17 protein-coding genes are annotated in these 17,277 nt (G+C 71.4%); 5 read left to right on the forward strand and 12 right to left on the reverse strand.

Annotated features, from left to right (window positions below; translation table 11 throughout):
• The first annotated feature begins 246 nt into the window (after positions 1 to 246).
• The gene (locus ACFY6U_RS40065) at positions 247 to 783 is read left to right on the forward strand and encodes a DinB family protein (RefSeq protein ID WP_390046372.1); all 537 of its coding nucleotides are present in this window, start codon (positions 247 to 249) and stop codon (positions 781 to 783) included.
• Between the two features lie 53 nt (positions 784 to 836).
• A complete protein-coding gene (locus ACFY6U_RS40070) occupies positions 837 to 1,436 on the forward strand; it encodes a vanadium-dependent haloperoxidase (protein ID WP_390046374.1) in 600 nt (199 codons plus the stop codon).
• Positions 1,437 to 1,699: 263 nt separating this feature from the next.
• On the opposite strand, the gene ACFY6U_RS40075 is transcribed toward ACFY6U_RS40070, so the two are convergent.
• From ACFY6U_RS40075 to ACFY6U_RS40110, 8 genes are all read right to left on the reverse strand, one after another.
• On the reverse strand, positions 1,700 to 2,254 hold the full coding sequence (locus ACFY6U_RS40075; protein WP_390046376.1) for a hypothetical protein: 555 nt from the start codon (positions 2,252 to 2,254) through the stop codon (positions 1,700 to 1,702).
• A gap of 309 nt (positions 2,255 to 2,563) precedes the next feature.
• Positions 2,564 to 2,854, reverse strand: coding sequence for a hypothetical protein (locus tag ACFY6U_RS40080; RefSeq protein ID WP_390046378.1), 291 nt, complete (start codon positions 2,852 to 2,854; stop codon positions 2,564 to 2,566).
• A 101-nt stretch (positions 2,855 to 2,955) separates the two neighbouring features.
• Complete coding sequence (locus tag ACFY6U_RS40085) at positions 2,956 to 5,391, reverse strand: SpoIIE family protein phosphatase (RefSeq protein WP_390046380.1); 2,436 nt, start codon at positions 5,389 to 5,391, stop codon at positions 2,956 to 2,958.
• A 108-nt stretch (positions 5,392 to 5,499) separates the two neighbouring features.
• Positions 5,500 to 6,246, reverse strand: coding sequence for a phosphotransferase family protein (locus ACFY6U_RS40090; protein ID WP_390046382.1), 747 nt, complete (start codon positions 6,244 to 6,246; stop codon positions 5,500 to 5,502).
• A gap of 180 nt (positions 6,247 to 6,426) precedes the next feature.
• Positions 6,427 to 7,704: an ATP-binding protein gene (locus ACFY6U_RS40095; protein WP_390046384.1), complete on the reverse strand. Its 1,278-nt coding sequence runs from the start codon at positions 7,702 to 7,704 to the stop codon at positions 6,427 to 6,429.
• 87 nt (positions 7,705 to 7,791) lie between these two features.
• Positions 7,792 to 9,051, reverse strand: coding sequence for a GNAT family N-acetyltransferase (locus ACFY6U_RS40100; protein ID WP_390046386.1), 1,260 nt, complete (start codon positions 9,049 to 9,051; stop codon positions 7,792 to 7,794).
• Between the two features lie 88 nt (positions 9,052 to 9,139).
• The gene (locus ACFY6U_RS40105) at positions 9,140 to 9,808 is read right to left on the reverse strand and encodes a DUF4291 domain-containing protein (RefSeq protein WP_390046774.1); all 669 of its coding nucleotides are present in this window, start codon (positions 9,806 to 9,808) and stop codon (positions 9,140 to 9,142) included.
• A complete protein-coding gene (locus ACFY6U_RS40110) occupies positions 9,808 to 10,737 on the reverse strand; it encodes an NADP-dependent oxidoreductase (RefSeq protein WP_390046388.1) in 930 nt (309 codons plus the stop codon). Before ACFY6U_RS40110 ends, ACFY6U_RS40105 begins: the two co-directional genes overlap by 1 nt.
• Positions 10,738 to 10,827: 90 nt before the next feature.
• On the opposite strand from ACFY6U_RS40110, the gene ACFY6U_RS40115 reads away from it, so the two are divergent.
• Positions 10,828 to 11,208, forward strand: a complete 381-nt coding sequence (locus ACFY6U_RS40115; RefSeq protein WP_390046390.1) for a winged helix-turn-helix transcriptional regulator — start codon at positions 10,828 to 10,830, stop codon at positions 11,206 to 11,208.
• A 91-nt stretch (positions 11,209 to 11,299) separates the two neighbouring features.
• On the opposite strand, the gene ACFY6U_RS40120 is transcribed toward ACFY6U_RS40115, so the two are convergent.
• A complete protein-coding gene (locus tag ACFY6U_RS40120; RefSeq protein WP_390046391.1) occupies positions 11,300 to 12,280 on the reverse strand; it encodes a threonine/serine dehydratase in 981 nt (326 codons plus the stop codon).
• Between the two features lie 383 nt (positions 12,281 to 12,663).
• On the opposite strand from ACFY6U_RS40120, the gene ACFY6U_RS40125 reads away from it, so the two are divergent.
• Complete coding sequence (locus tag ACFY6U_RS40125; RefSeq protein ID WP_390046393.1) at positions 12,664 to 14,184, forward strand: lysyl oxidase family protein; 1,521 nt, start codon at positions 12,664 to 12,666, stop codon at positions 14,182 to 14,184.
• 95 nt (positions 14,185 to 14,279) lie between these two features.
• On the opposite strand, the gene ACFY6U_RS40130 is transcribed toward ACFY6U_RS40125, so the two are convergent.
• Both ACFY6U_RS40130 and ACFY6U_RS40135 read right to left on the reverse strand, forming a co-directional pair.
• Positions 14,280 to 14,879, reverse strand: a complete 600-nt coding sequence (locus ACFY6U_RS40130) for a hypothetical protein (protein WP_390046394.1) — start codon at positions 14,877 to 14,879, stop codon at positions 14,280 to 14,282.
• A complete protein-coding gene (locus ACFY6U_RS40135; protein ID WP_390046396.1) occupies positions 14,860 to 15,453 on the reverse strand; it encodes a DUF4291 domain-containing protein in 594 nt (197 codons plus the stop codon). The genes ACFY6U_RS40130 and ACFY6U_RS40135 overlap by 20 nt, the downstream gene beginning before the upstream one ends.
• 212 nt (positions 15,454 to 15,665) lie before the next feature.
• Between ACFY6U_RS40135 and ACFY6U_RS40140 the strand changes: the two genes are divergently transcribed.
• Positions 15,666 to 15,869, forward strand: a complete 204-nt coding sequence (locus tag ACFY6U_RS40140; RefSeq protein ID WP_390046398.1) for a hypothetical protein — start codon at positions 15,666 to 15,668, stop codon at positions 15,867 to 15,869.
• A gap of 660 nt (positions 15,870 to 16,529) precedes the next feature.
• Here the strand turns inward: ACFY6U_RS40140 and msrA are convergent.
• Complete coding sequence (gene msrA / locus ACFY6U_RS40145) at positions 16,530 to 17,243, reverse strand: peptide-methionine (S)-S-oxide reductase MsrA (RefSeq protein ID WP_390046400.1); 714 nt, start codon at positions 17,241 to 17,243, stop codon at positions 16,530 to 16,532.
• Positions 17,244 to 17,277: the final 34 nt, after the last annotated feature.

The following is a 17,277-nucleotide window of genomic DNA, read 5'->3' on the forward strand; positions in this document are numbered from 1 at the left end:
GCCCGGGTTGGGGGGGGGGCGGCCGGGGGGGGGCGCGGGCGCGGGGCCCGCCCGGTGGGGGGGGGGGGGCCCCCCGGCGCCCCCGGGGGGGGGGGGCCCCGCCCGCCCCGGGGCGGCCCCCCCCGCCACTTCTGGATGACCCGGCACGTCGACCGGCGGCATCGAGCGATGAGTTCCGCTCCGAGGAGAGGTCTTCCTGCGCGGACGTGCTCGGCCGAGCACGGCGACCGATGAGGAGACTCCAGCGTGGGCGACATCGTGGTCCAGAAGATCGTCCGGCCCGAGCGCCTGGTGTCGGGCCCGTGGCCGGAGGTGATCGCCTCGAATCTCGACTACCACCGGGCGGCCTTCCTGTGGAAGTGCGAGGGCCTCTCGGAGGAACGACTGCGGCTGCGTCCCGTGCGGTCGTCGGCGTTGACCCTGCTGGGGCTCATGCGCCATCTGCAGGGGGTCGAGCGTGCCTGGTTCCAGCGGACGCTGGCCGGCACGACGCCCCGCTTCTTTCCCTACCGGACCTACGTCACCGCTGACGGCGGCGAGTGGTACGACGAGTCGGACGCCACGCCGGCCAGGGACGTCTACGCCGACTACCTCACGGCGTGCGAGGAGTCGCGGCAGGTGTTCGCGACGGTGACCGCCGATCTCGCGCGCATCGTGCCGAACCCGGAATTCGGTGACACCGACGTGCGGTTCGTCCTGGCGCACGTGATCGAGGAGTACGCCCGCCACGTCGGCCATGCGGATCTCCTCCGCGAGGCCGTCGACGGCGCCACCGGCGAGTAGCCGACGGACCTGTCCGGTTCGCGGCGAGTTGTCTTGGTCGCGCAGTGGGGCCGTTGCCAAGCCTTGGGCACACCCAGGTTCAGGCAGCCGTACGGGACCACGCCGCCCGGCACCGGCTCGGCATCGCCGAGACGGCCCGGCTGTTCGCCGCGGTCAACGCGTCGGCGACCGACGCCGTCGTCACGGCATGGGACGCCAAGTTCCACTACGGCTCCTGGCAGCCGATCACCGCCATCCGCCTCGCCGCCACCGACGGCAACCCCGCGACGACGGCGGACCCGGCCTGGGAGCCGCTGCTCCCCACCCCGCCGCACCCGGACTGCATCGCCGGTCACACGACCGTCGCCGCTGCCGTGGCACGCGCCCTGACCTGCGTCCTCGGCACCTCGCGCATCGACCTCCGCGTTCCCTCCGACGTCACCGGCGCCACGCGGTTCCACGGGTCCGCAGGCGACCTCGACCGGGACGTCGTCGACGCCCGGGTGTGGGGCGGCGTCCACACCCGCACCGCGGACGTGGCCGGCTGCCGGGCAGGCACCCGCGTGGCCGCCTGGGCGCTGGACCACTGCTTCCAGCGGCTCGCGAGGAACGGCACCCACGCGTCCGGGCAGGACAGGCCCGCCGATCCGGAGTGCGGCGACGACACCCACTGAACCGCGGGGCCGCGAGGCTTGACGACCCACGTCGGGCCTCGCTCACGGACCGCCGCTCGCGGCACCGCTCTCCTGCGCTTCGAGAAGTCCCTCACCGTGCTCGACCGCCGGCGCGCAAGTGCCGTCATCGGGCCGTCGGCCAGGCTCTGCCCCAACTCGGTCAGCACCTTGTCCCTGCTGCCGCGTCGGAACGGCCCGAGGCGAAGCGCCGTCAGCCGCGTGTTGCCTCGGACGCCGCACACGGACCGGAGCAGGGACCGTCGTCAGGCGCTCAGCCGCTCCCGGTCGCCCATCACCACGACCGGGTGAAGGCGGGGATCGAGGGTGTGCAGCAGGGCCTTCATTCCGGACTCGGGAACGGTGACACAGGCGGACGTGCCGTCGCCGTGGTCCAGGTGCAGCCATATGCCGCCGCCCTTCTCCACTCCGTCGGGACGACTCCAGTCGAACGGGGGGACACCCGTGAGCCGGTTGTAGTCGATGGCGATGACGTAGTCGAAGTCGTGGACGTGCTCGTCGCCGTCCTCGATCATGGTGGCGAAGGCATTGTCGTCGTACCAGTAACGCAGGCGGCTGCCCGGATCCTTGAGCGACCCTCCCGCATCCGTCAGGGAGAACACGCCGACGGGACTGCGCTCGTCGTCCATGCGATGGTCGGTCGTCCAGCCCAGTCTGCCGTTGTGCGCGGGCCAACTGCCGGTGCGTTTCCAGGCGGTGCCCTGTTTCTCGTAGAGCACGACGGTGCTCTCGGCGGAGTCCGTGTCGTCGCCGTAGACGACCACGGCCTGGCGGGCGTCTGCCGGTACGCGCTTGCCCATGCGGCTCCCGACGCCCGGAAGACGCGGGCCCGCTTCCGGGCCGGCGGAGCCGGGCGCGGCCGGGTTGTTGACACCCGGGGCACCGACGTGGCTCCTGCGCCCGTCGGCTCCCGAGCACGCCGCAGTGCCGGCCAGCAGCACACCGCAGGCAAGGGCCGCAGGTATGGCATGACGCGCACCGCCACGCCGCGCCGGGGGAGAACAGGGCCGTATCTCAACAGATGTCCGCATGAGCAGGATCCTGTGCCGCGCTGCCGCGGCACGCACTTCGAAGACGGCATCCGGCGTAGCGGCCGGGCGGCGGAGTGGTCAGCCGGTGTTGCCGAGGATGTCGCCGGCTGCTGTGCGGAAGTCCTTCACGGCCTCGTGGAGGGCGCGTTCTCGTGCGGTGGCGAGAGCGGTGTCCGCCTCCTTCCGGGAGGAGCCCCCTGCATGGGCGTTCTTCACCATCCGGCGCGTCACGGCGGAGAGGTCGCCGGACGCGCGTGCCACGCGGCCGGCTGCTTCGGCCGTGGAGTGCGGGCCTTCCAGTACGACGGCTTCGGCGGCACGGCGGACCTCCCGGGCCAGGGCGACGAAACGGTGCACCTTCTCGTCCACGTCATTTCTCCATACTGTCCTTCGCCCACGGCCCGTCAGAAGCCGGATGTGCGGCTGCGCGTCCCCTTCCCCGGGCCGGCCGCGGTGCTGGAGGCCGCGGGTCATGCGGGTGGCAGGGGCTGCTCCGTCCAGACGGTCTTGCCGTCGTGGGTGTAGCGCGTGCCCCACCGTTCGGTGAGCTGTGCGACCAGGAAGAGCCCGCGTCCGCCCTCGTCCGTGCTGAGGGCCCGCCGGAGGTGGGGCGACGTGTGGCTGGTGTCGGACACCTCGCAGATCAGGCTGTGCGTGCGGATGAGGCGCAGGGTGGCGGGGCCGGTCGCGTACCGGTAGGCGTTGGTGACGAGCTCGCTGGCGACCAGCTCGGTGGTGAAGGCCAGTCCGGGCAGCCCCCATTCGGTCAGTTTCGCCGCGGTCAGCTCCCTGGCCCGGGCAGCGGCGGTCGCTTCCAGGGGCAGCTGCCATGAGGCGACGTTCTCCGGCCGCAGCACCCGGGTGCGGGCGATGAGCAGCGCGATGTCGTCGTTGGGCCGGTGGTCCTTGGGCAGCAGCGCCTCGACCACGGTGTGGCAGGTCTGTTCCAGCGGTTCGGTGACGTAGGTGAGACACGCGTGCAGGTTCTTCAGCGCGGCGTCGACGTCGCCGTTGCGCGCCTCCAGCAGACCGTTCGTGTACAGCGTGAGCAGGCTGCCCTCCGGGAGGTCGAGATCGTACGTCTCGAACGGCAGGCCGCCCAGGCCCAGCGGCGGCCCCGCAGGCAGTTCGAGCACCGTCACCTCGCCGTCCGGGGTGGACACCAACGGCGCCGGGTGGCCGGCGCGCGCCAGGGAGCAGTGCTGGGAGACGGGGTCGTAGACCGCGTAGAGGCAGGTGGCCCCGAGCACCTGCTCGATCGCCGCGTGGTTGCCTTCGGCGTTCGCCTCCAGCTCGGTGGCGAGCAGGCTGACCAGGTCGTCCAGGCGCGCCACCACCTCGTCCGGTTCCAGGTCCAGGCTGGCCAGGGTGCGGGCCGAGGCCCGCAGACGGCCCATCGAGGCCGCGGCGTGGATCCCGTGGCCGACCACGTCTCCCACGACGAGCGCCACCCGGGCCCCCGACAACGGGATCACGTCGAACCAGTCGCCCCCGATCCCCGGTTCACCGCTGGCGGGGAGGTACCGGCAGGCCACTTCCACGGCCGGCAGGTCGGACGCCACGCTGGGCAGCAGACTGCGCTGAAGAGTCAGAGCGGCGCTCTGCTGCTGGGTGAAGCGGCGCGCGTTGTCGATGCACACGGCCGCACGCGAGGTCAGCTCCTGGGCCACCGCGGCATCGTCGTCCTCGAAGGGCTCCGAATGGCGCGACCGCCACAGGCTCACCACACCCAGAACGAGGCCGCGCGCGACCAGGGGCACCGCGATCAGCGAATGGACGCCGAGCCCGGAGGCGATCTCGATCCGCCGCCGGTCCATGGCGTACCACTCGGGGCGGAGGGAGAGCAGCCCTTCGAGGATCGGGCGACGCTCGGCCAGGCACCGCGCCTGCGGGGACTCCGGGAGCAGCGGGACCACTTCGCCCTCCTGGTACGGGACCCGGTGTTCCGGTGGGGCGAGGGCGGCGCGGAGCAGCGGACCTGCCACACCCGCAACGGGTTCGTCACCGAGTGTCACCGGTTCGAGGAGGTCCACCGAGCAGTGGTCGGCCAGGCCGCGGACAGCCACCCCGGCCAGTTCCCGCGCGGTCTGTATCACGTCCAGCGAGGTTCCGATCAGGTTGCTCGCCTCGTTCAGCAGGGCGAGCCTGCGTTGCGCCCGGTGGCGGTCGGTGACGTCCTGGATCGTCTCCGCCACCCCGAGAACCCGGCCCGAGGAGTCCTCCATCCGGAATGCCGAGACGGACACGATCCGTTCCCGGCCGGGATCGTGGCGTGCCCGGGCGGACTGCTCCGTGAAGATCAACGGCTCGCCGGTCTCCAGGACGTGCCGTACCCGCTCGTCGGCCGGACCCGCGTCCTCGTCGACCATGAACTCACGGGGATGACGGCCCACCGGCGCCGAGGCCGGGACGCCGCTCGCCTTCTCGATCGCACGGTTGACCCGGATCACCGCCCTGTCCGGGCCGTAGGTGACGAGACCGATGGGGGAGCGGCGGTACAGGCCGTCCAGCAGCGCACGGTCCCGCTGCCAGGCGATGACCTCCGCGGCCGGCGCACCGACCAGGAGCCACTCCGTACCGCCCCCTTCGCGGGTGATCTCACGGGCCCGGAAACCCATCTGCACACGGTGTCCGTCGCGGTGCCGGACGGGCAGGACGCCGAACCAGCCCCCCGCCTTCACGGCGTCCAGGACGACGGACCGCACGACACGCAGGTCGACGGCGTCCACCAGGACGTCCTGCCACGCCCGGCCGAGCACCTTCCCGGCCGGATAGCCCAGCAACTCCTGCGCACGTGCGCTCCAGCCGACCACGGTGCCCCGATCGTCGAGCACGGCCGAGGCCCCGCGCCCGAGGGCGAACGGGTCCTCGGGGCTCTCGCTGAAATGCGTCGAGGGCGTCCCCATGACCACCACCTTGCCTCCGTGCCTTCGATGGTCCTCCCCGAGGTCTCCGTCCGCGACTCCCTGCCCGACGCGCCGGACCCCGTACGTGGCGGCCGGGCCCGCACGGCCTCACATCCGGGACCTCAGCACGTCGACCTCACAGCCCGGCGCGAAGGGGTCGAAGCCGTGCCCGGCCAGCCAGCGGACCACCAGCAGGCTCCGCAACGACCACCATGCGCGGATCACGTCGAGGTCGATGTCGGTGCCGTAACCGGCGACGACGTCGTCGAGGTGCTCCTCGTGTCCGAGCGTGAAGGTGGCGAGGTCGTACAGGGCATCGCCCTGGCCCGCCTCGGACCAGTCGATGATGCCCGTGACCTCGTCGCCGTCGACGAAGACGTGCGCGATCTGCAGGTCGCCGTGCGTGAACGCCGGAGTCCACGGCCGGAGCGCGGCCTCGGCGACCTGGCGGTTGCGGGTGACCAGGTCGGCGGGCAGGACGCCGTTCCGCACGAGCAGCTCGCACTCGTCGTCGAGTTCCGCCGCCAGCGCGACGGTGCTCCGGCCGGCCCGGCCCTGCCGGGACGGCAGCGGCGCGTCGTGCAGCTTCCGGATGGCGGCGCCCGCCGCGGCCCACGCCGCCGGCGACCCGGTCGACGGCCCGCCCAGGCGCCCGAGCGTCGTCCCCGGGAGTGCGGCCATCGCAAGCACGGGCGGCTTGCGCCACAGGACCTCCGGGGTCGGGACCGGCGCGAGGGACATCGCCTCGACCTCGACGTCGACGCGGGCCTGATCGGCGTCCACCTTCAGGAACACGTCGCCGACGCGCAGAGTCGCGCGCTCGGAATGGGCGACGACGACCTCGACCTCATCCATGGGCGACCAGTATCCCGGGGACGTTCACGTACGTCGCCGGGTTTGTCGCGTGCAACGATGCGGCTGTGGTCGCGCGCCGTCGCACCGTCGCGCCGACCGGAGACCGGTGCTGGACGGTGCTGGACGGTGCTGTGCGGCACCGCTTCGGCGGCCTTCGCGGACAACGGTCCGTCCGCGGCGTCAGAGCCGGCTGTACGTGTCGATGTCCTCGGTGAACTCCTCGATCGCGTGCGGGGTGAGGGTCGGCCGGGTGTCACCGATGGCGGTCATGTAGTCCTCGGTGGTGGCCGCTCGCCCCTGGCGGTGCGTGACCTCGTGTTCGAACGCCGCCTGTGCACCCTTGCGGGCGGCGAATTCGATGTCGGCCGGGGTGAACAGCTCACTGGCCGCGACCAGTTGGCCGAGATCCACCGAGTCGCCCGAGGACCTGAGATAGCGGGCCCAGATCGCCGCGCGGGCGGTGGGGTCCGGCGGGCCGATGGGGATGACGTAGTCGAACCGGCCCGGCCGCAGGAACGCCGCGTCGAGGGAGCGCACCGAGTTGGTGGCGCAGGCCAGCAGCCGCGCGTCGTGCTCGCGGAAGAGGGGGATGAGCTTGAGCAGTTCGTTGGTCACTCCGTGCCCGGGGTCGACGGCCTTCCCGGAGCGCACGCCGGCGATCTCCTCGACCTCGTCGATGAAGAGCAGCACGGAGTCCAGTTCCGCCAGGTCCGCAAAGGCCTCCCGCAGCGCCACGGCCAGCCCCTCGCTCGTGTCGGCCGCGAGCCGGGAGGGGAAGAGCTCCACGAACGGCCAGCCGAGCCGCGAGGCCACCGCCTTGGCGAAACTGGTCTTTCCGGTGCCGGGCGGGCCGAACAGGATGATCGACTTGGGCGGTACGACGCCGTAGCGGTCCGCCAGCGCCGGCTCGGTCAGCGGCAGTACGACACGACGTTCGACGATCTGCTTCTCCCGCTCCATGCCGGCCATGGCGTCCCAGAGGCCCTCGGGCAGCATGCGGCCGCCCAGCGCGGCCATGACGTCGGCGTTGGCGGTGCCGGGCGGCTCGAGCTTCTCGTAGTAGGTCAGGTCGGCGCGGGACCGGTAGCCGGAGTTCTCCAGAGCCTTCGTACCGGCGGCGCCGGCCGGCAGCAGGGCACTGACGTGGCGCACGCCCAGTGCCCGCAGGCGCCGTTCCAGCTCGGTGAGGAGCGCGCTGCCGATCCCGCGCTCCCGCCATCGGGCGGCGAGCGCCACCAGCAGGATCCATCCCCGCTTGTCGTGGGCCTGTGCCACGGCCATGCCCACCAGTTGGCCACCGACCACCGCGACCACCGCCGTCTGACCGGCCTTGGCCGCGGCCATCACCTCGGAGACCGGAAACACCCGGTGTTCGTCGGCCTGGCGGCTCTGGTCCCAGATCTGAATGGCCTGGTCGAGATCGTCGTCGTGATAGTCACGCAGATGCCAAGCGGGCATGGTCACCACCTCACCCGGCGCGGAGCTCCCATTTTCCCCCATGGTGTGATTTATGGCGAGCCTCGCGCGGGGCCGGCGAGCGCGCGGTCAGAACCAGTGCAGGCAGTGCGGCGGGCGGTCGGCGCGGAAGAGGGAGTCGGCGAGGGCGGCCGCGCCCGGGTGGTGGGCTCGGATGTGTCCGGCGCGTACGAGCGTGCTCGGGGCGGTGCCGCCGAGGTAGAGGGAGCCCAGGTCGCGCACGTCCAGGGACAGGTCGGGCTTCCGGTCCGTGGGGACGCAGTCGGCCTTGCCGTCCCGGACGGTCAGCAGGTGACGGCCGTGTTCGCCGAGGAACGGGTCGTCGACGTCGAGGACGAGCTCGCCGTCGGTGAACCAGCCGCGCGCGGTCAGAGCCCGCGGGACGTCCAGCAGCCGTATCCAGAGCCAGTCGGTGTCGCCGCTCACCTCGCCGGCGCGGAAGTCCGCGAACTGCCAGCGCAGCGGGTGCCCGGGCGGGACGTGCTTGAACACGACCTGAGACACCAGGTCGTGTCCGAGTACGAACCGGGCCAGGGCCGTGAAGACGGCGTCGTCGGTGGCGATGGTCTCGTCGACCGTCAGGGTGCCGGACTCGAGCGAGTAGCTGGCGTACCCGTCGGGGACACCGTCGGCGTCCCGGTGGACGGCGAGGTAGCGCGGCGCCGGTGAGATCGGGGGCTGCCCCGCGCGCAGGGCCCACCAGCGGTGCGGCCGGGACAGCGCCCCGGGCTGGGCGCGGCGGTACCGGTCGTAGACCTCTTCCAGAATCTCGCCGCATTCGGCACGACGCAGCACCTCGACCGAGCCGTTGCCCGTGCCCGTGCCCGTGCCCGTGCCCGTGCCCGTGCCGGTCGCCGGTGCGGCGGCCACTGTGTGCGCCCGGGGAACGGCGAGGGCGGCCCGGTGACGCGGCACCGTCAGCCGCGCCGTGTACGTCGCCGGTCCGTAGCCGAACCTGCCGTAGATCGGGGCCTCGGAGGCCAGCAGCACGGAGAGGAACTCCCCGTCGGCCCGCAGGCCGGCGAGCTGTCGCCGCATCATCGCGCTGAGCACGCCCCGGCGCCGGTGCGAGGGCAGGACGCCGACCGCGGTCACCCCGGCGGCCGGGACGAGGGTCCCACCGGGCAGGGTGAGCTCGAAGGAGTGCGTGGCGGCGGTACCGACCGGCCGCCCGTCCGCCGTCCGGGCGAGCAGACAGCGGTCCGTCTCCAGCGCCGACCACCAGAGCCCGCCGCCCTCGACCGGGGGTTCCGGGAAGAGCCCGAACGCGGCATGGACCGTGTCGACGAAGACGTCGAGATCCTCGTCGGTCGTGGGACGGATCTCCATCGTTGCCCCTGCCTCCTCGGGATACCGGCACCACGACTCGTGGTGTCCGGCCACAGTGCAGCGCCGACCCGTGGCCGGGGCAAGCGAATTACGGCCGGGCGGGCCGGCGAACCCGTGCCGCCGTGGGCCCCATCGGCTGCCGTTTCCCGCCTGCTGCCTGCCGGCCCGGTCCGTCACCCAGGAGGTGGGCAAGTGACCCGTCTCCAGCGGGATACGGGCGTTCCTGTGGCAGCAGCCGGGCCGCGGAGGTCAGGTCGCCACTGCTGACGAGGGCGTGGATCTCGTGGGCGAGCGGGGTCACGTCGCGGACGGCCACCGTCCACTCGTCCGCGCAGCGCCGCACGGCCTCACCGGAGAGCCCCCGTTGCAACGGCCGGTACGGCAGGGGCTGGAGCCGCAGGTCCCGTTCGGGGTCCCACTGCACGCGAGCAGGCGCCCGCTTCAGCTGACGCCGCCAGGCGGCTCGGTCGGGATGCACCCCGTGGACGCAGCTGGACAGACACGCGCTGCGCAGCGCCCACTCGAATCCGGCACGGCGGATCTCGACGGCCGGAACGGTCTCCTGCCCCTCCTTCGTGGCCCAGCCACAGGGGTACGTCATCCACAGGAACGACGGCTTGATCCACGTCATCCTGTCCCGCTTCCACCCGTCGGTGAAGCGGCCCTCGCGGACAGCGGGCCGTCCGATCTCCGGCGGTTGCACAGGGGCGGTGGGGACTTGGGCGGGGCCTCGATTCCGCGAGGCCCACGACTGGATCAGACGGTGAGGACGAGCTTGCCCTGGAGGTGACCGCCGTCGAGCAGCCGGTGTGCGTCGGCGACGCGCTCGAAAGGGAACGTCTCCTGCACGTGGACCCGGAGCCTGCCCTGTTCGACGAGTTCGACGAGACCTCGCAGGGCGACCGGATCGGGGTCGACCGCGATGCCGCTGAAGCGCATGCCGGCCGCCTCGTACCTCGCGATGAGCTCCGCATCCTCCTCGGCGACCGCCGTCACCAGGTGACCGCCCGGGCGAAGGACGTCGAGCGACCGCTCGACGGTGTCGCCGCCGATCGTGTCGAGCACGACGTCGATGTCGCGGACCGCCTCGGTGAAGTCGACCGTCGTGTAGTCGATGATCTCGTCGGCGCCGAACCCCTCGACGAACTCCCGCTTGTTCCCGGCGGCGGTCGTGATCACGTGCGCGCCGAGCGCCTTCGCGATCTGGATCGCGACGTGGCCGACCCCGCCACCACCGCCGTGGACCAGGACGCGGTCGCCCTCGGTCACGCCGCCGAGGTCGACGAGGCCCTGCCACGCCGTCAGCCCGACGACCGGCAGCGCCGACGCCTCGACGTGCGAGAGCGACGCCGGCTTGCGCACCAGGTGCACCGCCGGTGCCGACACGACCTCGGCGTACGCGTTCGCCGCGCGCGGGAACCGCGGCATCCCGAACACCTCGTCGCCGGGCCTGAACCGCCACGACTGCGACGCCTCCTCGACCACACCGCTGATGTCCCAGCCGAGGACGAACGGCGGCGGGCCGAGCAGCGGGAACTCGCCGGCGCGCAGGCGCGCCTCCAGCGGGTTCAGCCCGATCGCCTTGACGCGGACGAGAACCTCGGTCGGAAGGGGCCGCGGCTCGGGTGCGTCCACGACGGTGAGCACCTCGGGACCGCCGAGCGACTTCTGGGTGATGACTCGCATGACTCTCCTGGCTCTGGAAGGGGGAGAGCACCCAAGCTAGGCTTCCGACAGGAACCGGCAGGTACCTCCGGCGCGGGTACCTTTGGCGCCATGAGCGGTTTCGGTCCCGGCGATCCGTTCCTCGCCGACTGCCCGGCGCGGCTGGCGGTCGAGCTCATCGCCGACAAGTGGACGGTGGTCGTGCTCTACGGCCTCAGCAAGGGCCCGGTGCGCCACGGCGAGCTGATCGACCTGATCGGCGGCATCTCCCGCAAGATGCTCACCCAGACGCTCCGACGGCTCCAGGCACACGGGCTCATCCGCCGCCACGCCTACGCCGAGGCGCCGCCCCGCGTCGAGTACGAGCTCACCCCGCTCGGGGCGACGCTGATCGATCCGATCCACATGCTGACCGAGTGGGCGAGGACAAACGGCGATGCGGTGCTCGACGCGCTCGACGCCGCCCCTGAGCCGGTCGCCCCTCGCGACTGACGCCCCGCGAGGGCACCGAGAAGCCGTGTCGACGTGGGCCGCTCCTGGCGAGTCATCAGCCGGGCCGGCAGCACGGAGCTTGGGCCACGCATCAAGGCCTGCGGAGGGGAGCCGCACCGACCCAGCGGTGATAGGCATCCATGTCGACGTTGCTGCCGCACACGATGGTGACTACGTGCCGGCCGACGAAGCGGTCGCGGTTTTCCAGGATCGCCGCGATGCCGAGAGCGGCTGACGGTTCGACGACGAGACCGGCGTGGTCGAGCAGCATGCGCATACCGGCGATGATCGATGCCTCCTGGACCAGGAGGGCGTCGTCAGCGACCAGGAGGAGGTCGTCCAGGACGGCCGGGATCGGATGTCGGCCGGCGACTCCGTCGGCGATGGTGTCGGTCGAGTCGGTCGTGACGATGCGCCGCCGGCGCCACGAGTGTGTCAGCGCCGGCGCGCCGAGCGGCTGGACACAGATCACCTCCACTTCGGGGGCCAGGGCCTTCAGCACGTGTCCTACGCCGGTTGCCAGCGCCCCGCCGCCGAGAGCGATCAGGACGGCGTCGAACGACGGCGCGGCGTCCACCAGTTCCAGGCCTATGGTGGCCGCGCCCTCGCAGGTCTCGATGTCCAGGCTGTCCTCGACCAGCCGGATGCCGTCGCGGCGCGCGATGGCTGCCGCTCGCTCGCGAGCCATCTCGTGGTCGCCGTCCACCAGCTCCAGCCCGGCGCCCAGCGCGCGGATGCGATCGAGCTTGGCCACCGTCGCGGAGCGGGACGCCACCACGGTGACGTCGAGCCGTCGGCCGCGACCGGACCAGGCCAGAGCCTGACCGAGGTTGCCCGCGCTGGCGCACACCACGGCTTGCGATCCTTGCTCGGCGAGCAGGGTCGCGACGACCTCGGTGCCCCGGGCCTTGAAGCTGCGGACCGGGTTCGCCGTTTCGAGCTTGATGCTCACCATGCACCCGAGGCCGGGCTCCAGCGCCTCGCAGCGGTACAGCGGAGTGTCGAGAAACAGCGGGTCGATCACCCGGCGAGCCGCCCGGATCCGAGCGGTGTCGAGGCGAGTCTCCTGCATGACACAGCAGCGTAGCGCCGTCGACGCCGCCCCCTTCGGGCGAAGGGCCGGCACCGGGAGTGCGGGACGGGCGCGGCGAGCGGGATCCGCTCGTGACCCATCAGGGCGTCCGACGGATGACAGAGTCCGTCATGAGCCGGGGGAGCGATCCGTCGGCGTGGAAGCCGCGCACCGGCCTGCGTGTACTCCCCGGCCCGGCCGGGTGGCAGGCGGCCGTCGATCACCGAGCCGACGGCGGCAACGAGCCGATATTCAGGGCGACTTTCGACTGCCAGGCAACCAGCGTCGACTTCTCACCCTTTTCACAGATGGCACACAAGCACCTTCTCCCGTGCCTGCAAGACGTGCACGACTCGTCCCGACCAGACGCAGAAAGAGCACCCATGACCAGACACCACCCCAATGCCTTACGGCGTTCGGCGGTCATCGCCGCCGCCGCCCTCACCGTCGGCGCCGCCGCAACCCTCGCCGCGCCCGGCGCGGGAGCGGCGACACCGGCGGGCACGCCGAAGCTCGCACTGATCGCCGCTACCCCCTCGGTGACCGTCGACCGATGGGAAGGCGAGCCGGGGCTCTACCTGGACCTCGGCACCTACATCACGGTCGACGGGGGACCGTTCGAGCTTCGGGTGACGCGCAAGTCCTACAACGACCCTGTCGTCGCCTCGCAGGTGATCCGCTCCGGCGGCCGGACGGTGACCAAGACCCTGCCGAAGGGCCTGGTGAAGGACTTCTCGGGCCTGCCGGGCTTCCTCAAGATCAGCATCAGCGACGAGTCGGGCGCGAAGAAGGTCGACACCACGCAGTCGTTCTGCCCGAACAACCGGGCGGGCCGGATCCGGCCGGATGCCCCGGCCACCTCGAAGTACCCCGACGGCTGCTCCGACAACGCGTTCGCGCTCGGAGGAGTGTGGGGTGTCGAGAAGGGCTGGGCGGCCGCCACCTCCCAGGGATTCCGTGGGGACAACCCGATCGACCTGCCGGCCGGCGTCTACACCGCGAAGGTGTCGGTGGCGAAGAAGTACCGCGACCTGTTCGGAATACCGGACAAGACGCAGACCATCAAGGTGACGGTCCGCCAGCAGGACTCCGGCGGGGGCCAGGGCCTGGCCGGCGCCAAGCGGGGGCAGAAGAGCGCGTCGAAGAGCCTGAAGGCGGCCGCCAACCGCCCGGTCGGCAAGGCGGCCGTCGTCGCCGACATGCCCAAGCCCGACCTGCGTGCCCTCCCCGCGTACGGCATCGCGATCACCGACGGGGGCGAGGGCGGAGAGGGTGCAGTCGCCGGCAAGGACTACCTGGCCTTCAGCGCCACCGTCTGGAACGGTGGCCCCTCGCCGCTGGTCGTGGACGGGTTCCGCAAGCCCGGCGCGGAGAAGATGGACGCGTACCAGTACTTCTACGACGCCAAGGGCAAGCAGGTCGGGTACACGCCCACCGGCACCATGGAGTGGGACCCGAGGGAGGGCCACCAGCACTGGCACTTCAGCGACTTCGCCAGCTACCGGCTGCTCGGCGCGGACAAGAAGGAGATCGTCCGCAGCGGCAAGGAGGCGTTCTGCCTGGCCAACACCGACGCCATCGACTACACGGTGAAGAACGCCAACTGGCACCCGTACAACACCGACCTCGCCACCGCCTGCGGTGAGGAAACCGCCGTCTCGGTGCGCGAGGTGCTCGACGTCGGCAACGGCGACACCTACAGCCAGTACCGGCCCGGTCAGTCCTTCGACGTCTCGGACCTGCCGAACGGCACCTACTACATCCAGGTCATCGCCAACCCCGACAACCGGCTCAAGGAGCAGAGCACGGCCAACAACGTCACGTACCGCAAGGTCGTCCTCGGCGGCACGCCGGGCGCCCGCACGGTGACCGTGCCGAAGTACGGCCTCATCGACGCTCCCTGATCACCTGGCGGGCGGGGGCAGCCGCCTCCGCCCGCTCACCGGCAGGACGCCGGACGCCGGTCGTACGGCACGACGTCGCGCGTCCCGCCGGTGCCTCAGAGACCAGCCGGGTTGCGGGGCAGCCAGGCACGGTGGGCGTCGCGTAGGCGGTCTCGTTCTTCGGGGCCCGCCGCGATGACGTCAGCGCCGCCGTCGTACGGATGGTGGATGCGGGTGAGTCCGCTGTCGGTGATGATCACTCCGCTGAGTACGTCGTCTGCCACTTCGCGGAGGATGTCGTCGACCGTGCCCGGCCGCCAGGGGCGGCGGTCGGCGTAGAGGTGCGTGTAGCTGTGGAGTTCGGGGTCGGGATCGTCGTCGTACGCGAGCGTCGTCCAACGGATGCCTTCGGGGTGCACCTCGTGCCGCTCCGGCGGGAGTTCCGGTCCGTCCGGTTCCCAGGACCAGGCCACCGTGATGACGTAGACGTCGGTGCCTGCGAAGAGTTCGTCCAGGACCGTGTTGTACCGGTGGAGGACGATCGCGTACTCATCCTCGGTCTCCGGGTAGCGCTTCGAGCCTGGGAGACTGTGGAAGCGCACCCAACGGTCGCTGTACGCAGCGCGCAGTTCGTGGGCGACGGGAGGCCCCTCGGGGAACTGGCGCTGCCACAGTGCGGACAGCCGGATCAGGCCGTCATCCCCGTAGATGGGCAAGGAATGCGTCCTCAACGGGATAGGCGTGTTCCTGGGGCAGCAGTCGGTTGGCCGAGTCCAGGGCACCGCTGCGGACGAGGGCCTGGATCTCGTGGGCGAGCGGTGTGACGTCCCGGACGGCGACCGTCCACTCGTCCGCGTAGCGTCGTGCAGCCTCACCGGAAAGGCCGAGCTGCAGAGACCGGTACGGCAGGGGCTGAAGGTGCAGATCCCGCTCGGGGTCCCACTGCACGCGAGCGGGCGCCCGCTTCAACTGACGCTGCCAGGCGGCCCGGTCGGCATGCACGCCGCGGGCGTAGCTCGACAGACACGCGTTGCGCAGCGCCCAGTCGAAACCGTCACGGCTGATCTCGACGGCCAGCACAACCTCCTGCCCCTCCTTGGCGCCCCAGCCACAGCGGTACATCATCCACAGGAACGACGGCTTGATCCACGTCATCCTGTCGCGCTTCCACAGGGCGGGAAAACGGCCCTCGCGAACGGCGGGCAGCCCGATTACCGGCGAGTACGCCTGGTAGACGGTGACCGTGGAGTCCGTATAGGCCGCACGGATCCCGCGTTGCGGTTCTTCCATGCCGTACAGCGTGGGGTCGGCCGGCTCGGGCGGCCACTGATTTTGTCGGGCACGGCACCTCCCCAGCCTGTATCGAACGGGACACATAGCGAGAGGAAGGCAGGCCGGGGGCGAGGGGCCCGCGCGATTCGTCCATGTGCCCGTCACCTCCGTCAACACGGCCGACTTCCAGGTGACGGGGGCCGCTTTGAAGGGGAGCGTCGGTCAGTGGCTTGGGCGGATCGGTCGGTGGGTCGGGCGGATCTGCCGGCGGGTCGTCGTCGACCGGCAACGACGGGGCCACGGCGAACGGCGGCCACCTGGCGGAGACCGGGTCCCCGGCGCTGCCGATCACGGGCGTGGCCGCCGCGGCGGTGGTCACGGGTGCGGGCATGCTCGTCATCGTGCGCCGCCGCCGGGCGCAGAGCCCGAGCTGACGACCGTCCGACGCGAGCGGTGGTACCTGCCCCGGGCCGCCGGTCCGGGACCTCCGCGCTGTCCTGATCGGCGACGCCTCAGGCGGTCCCCGGATCCGAGCCGACCGAGGAAGGCGCCCGTTCAACCCGGATCTTCTCGTTCTCACATGGACGGATGGCTGACGCCGCCGACGCCAGCCACATGGCGCTCCACCGACGTACCCGGTTCATCTGGCTCCACCGGTATGACCAGGCAGCTCACGTCAAAGGAGCTGGAGCACCTCGATCCGGAAGAGGGTCCCGGAGAAGTCGAACATCACGCCCTTGACCATGCAGCCGATCCTGGCGGCGTCGACGAGCCGGCCGCAAGGCCATGACGATCGAGGTCTGCAACCCGTGCAATCCACCGGCGTCCTCAGGCCCTCAAGTGCTTACGGAGACGTTGTCAGTGGCCCCGCGTACCGTGCGGTGCGTGGGGCCGGACGGAGATCGTGAGGGACTCGCGGCCATGGGGGGTGGGTATGGAAGGTCCCCGGCACCCAGCTCGGGACTGGAACGGGATCCGTGTCCCCGCCCCCCACCTCACCCACGGCGTGGCTGTCGCTTGTGGCGCTGTTCCGTACTTGATCCTTCGAACAGCCTGTCCACCGCCCGGGGTCGATCAGGGGCAGCATGCGCGGACTACTCCGCAGTGGCCTCCGGGACAGGGGCAATGCCCGTGGGGCACGAGGCGCCCCAGTTCGTTCCGAGTGGGTCACTTAGCTTGACCCCCGTCCCGCCCAGCCCGCAGTAGCCCGCCGGGTTCTTGTCGAGATATTGCTGGTGGTAAGTCTCGGCCGGGTAGAAGGGGCGGTCGGCGGCGGGGAGGATTTCCGTGGTGATGGTGCCGTAGCCGGAGTTGGTGAGGACCTGCTGGTAGGTCTTGCGGCTTGCTTCGGCGGCCGCGGTCTGTTCGGGGGTGTGGGGGTAGATCGCCGAGCGGTACTGGGTGCCGACGTCGTTGCCCTGGCGGAAGCCCTGCGTGGGGTTGTGGGACTCCCAGAAGGTCTTCAGGAGGCGGTCGTACGAGATCAGCTTCGGGTCGTGGACCACGCGTACGACCTCGGTGTGGCCGGTGAGGCCCGAGCAGACCTCTTCGTAGACGGGGTTCTCGGTGTGGCCGCCCTGGTAGCCGACGAGCGTCGTCCACACGCCCGCCGGGAGCTGCCAGAACTTCCGTTCGGCGCCCCAGAAGCAGCCGAGGCCGAAGTCGGCGACCTCCAGGCCCTCGGGGTAGGGGCCGAGGAGGGGGTTGCCCAGCACGGTGTGGCGGTCGGGGACGTCGAACACAGGCGCGGGCCGGCCCTTGAGCGCCTGTTCGGGGGTGGGCAGCTGGGGTGTGCGGCCGAAGAACATGGGGTCTCCCTGGCGGGCGGAGCGGGGCGGGGCG

Origin of the sequence: Streptomyces sp. NPDC013157 (assembly GCF_042899865.1) — a bacterium.
Classification (GTDB): domain Bacteria; phylum Actinomycetota; class Actinomycetes; order Streptomycetales; family Streptomycetaceae; genus Streptomyces.

Excerpts from the sequence above, each read along its gene's own strand:
- ACFY6U_RS40075 (WP_390046376.1), bottom strand. The coding sequence starts at position 2,254 with ATGGGCAAGCGCGTACCGGCAGACGCCCGCCAGGCCGTGGTCGTCTAC.
- ACFY6U_RS40085 (WP_390046380.1), bottom strand. The coding sequence starts at position 5,391 with ATGGGGACGCCCTCGACGCATTTCAGCGAGAGCCCCGAGGACCCGTTC.
- ACFY6U_RS40090 (WP_390046382.1), bottom strand. The coding sequence starts at position 6,246 with ATGGATGAGGTCGAGGTCGTCGTCGCCCATTCCGAGCGCGCGACTCTG.
- ACFY6U_RS40095 (WP_390046384.1), bottom strand. The coding sequence starts at position 7,704 with ATGCCCGCTTGGCATCTGCGTGACTATCACGACGACGATCTCGACCAG.
- ACFY6U_RS40100 (WP_390046386.1), bottom strand. The coding sequence starts at position 9,051 with ATGGAGATCCGTCCCACGACCGACGAGGATCTCGACGTCTTCGTCGAC.
- ACFY6U_RS40110 (WP_390046388.1), bottom strand. The coding sequence starts at position 10,737 with ATGCGAGTCATCACCCAGAAGTCGCTCGGCGGTCCCGAGGTGCTCACC.
- ACFY6U_RS40115 (WP_390046390.1), top strand. The coding sequence starts at position 10,828 with ATGAGCGGTTTCGGTCCCGGCGATCCGTTCCTCGCCGACTGCCCGGCG.
- ACFY6U_RS40120 (WP_390046391.1), bottom strand. The coding sequence starts at position 12,280 with ATGCAGGAGACTCGCCTCGACACCGCTCGGATCCGGGCGGCTCGCCGG.
- ACFY6U_RS40125 (WP_390046393.1), top strand. The coding sequence starts at position 12,664 with ATGACCAGACACCACCCCAATGCCTTACGGCGTTCGGCGGTCATCGCC.
- ACFY6U_RS40135 (WP_390046396.1), bottom strand. The coding sequence starts at position 15,453 with ATGGAAGAACCGCAACGCGGGATCCGTGCGGCCTATACGGACTCCACG.
- msrA (WP_390046400.1), bottom strand. The coding sequence starts at position 17,243 with ATGTTCTTCGGCCGCACACCCCAGCTGCCCACCCCCGAACAGGCGCTC.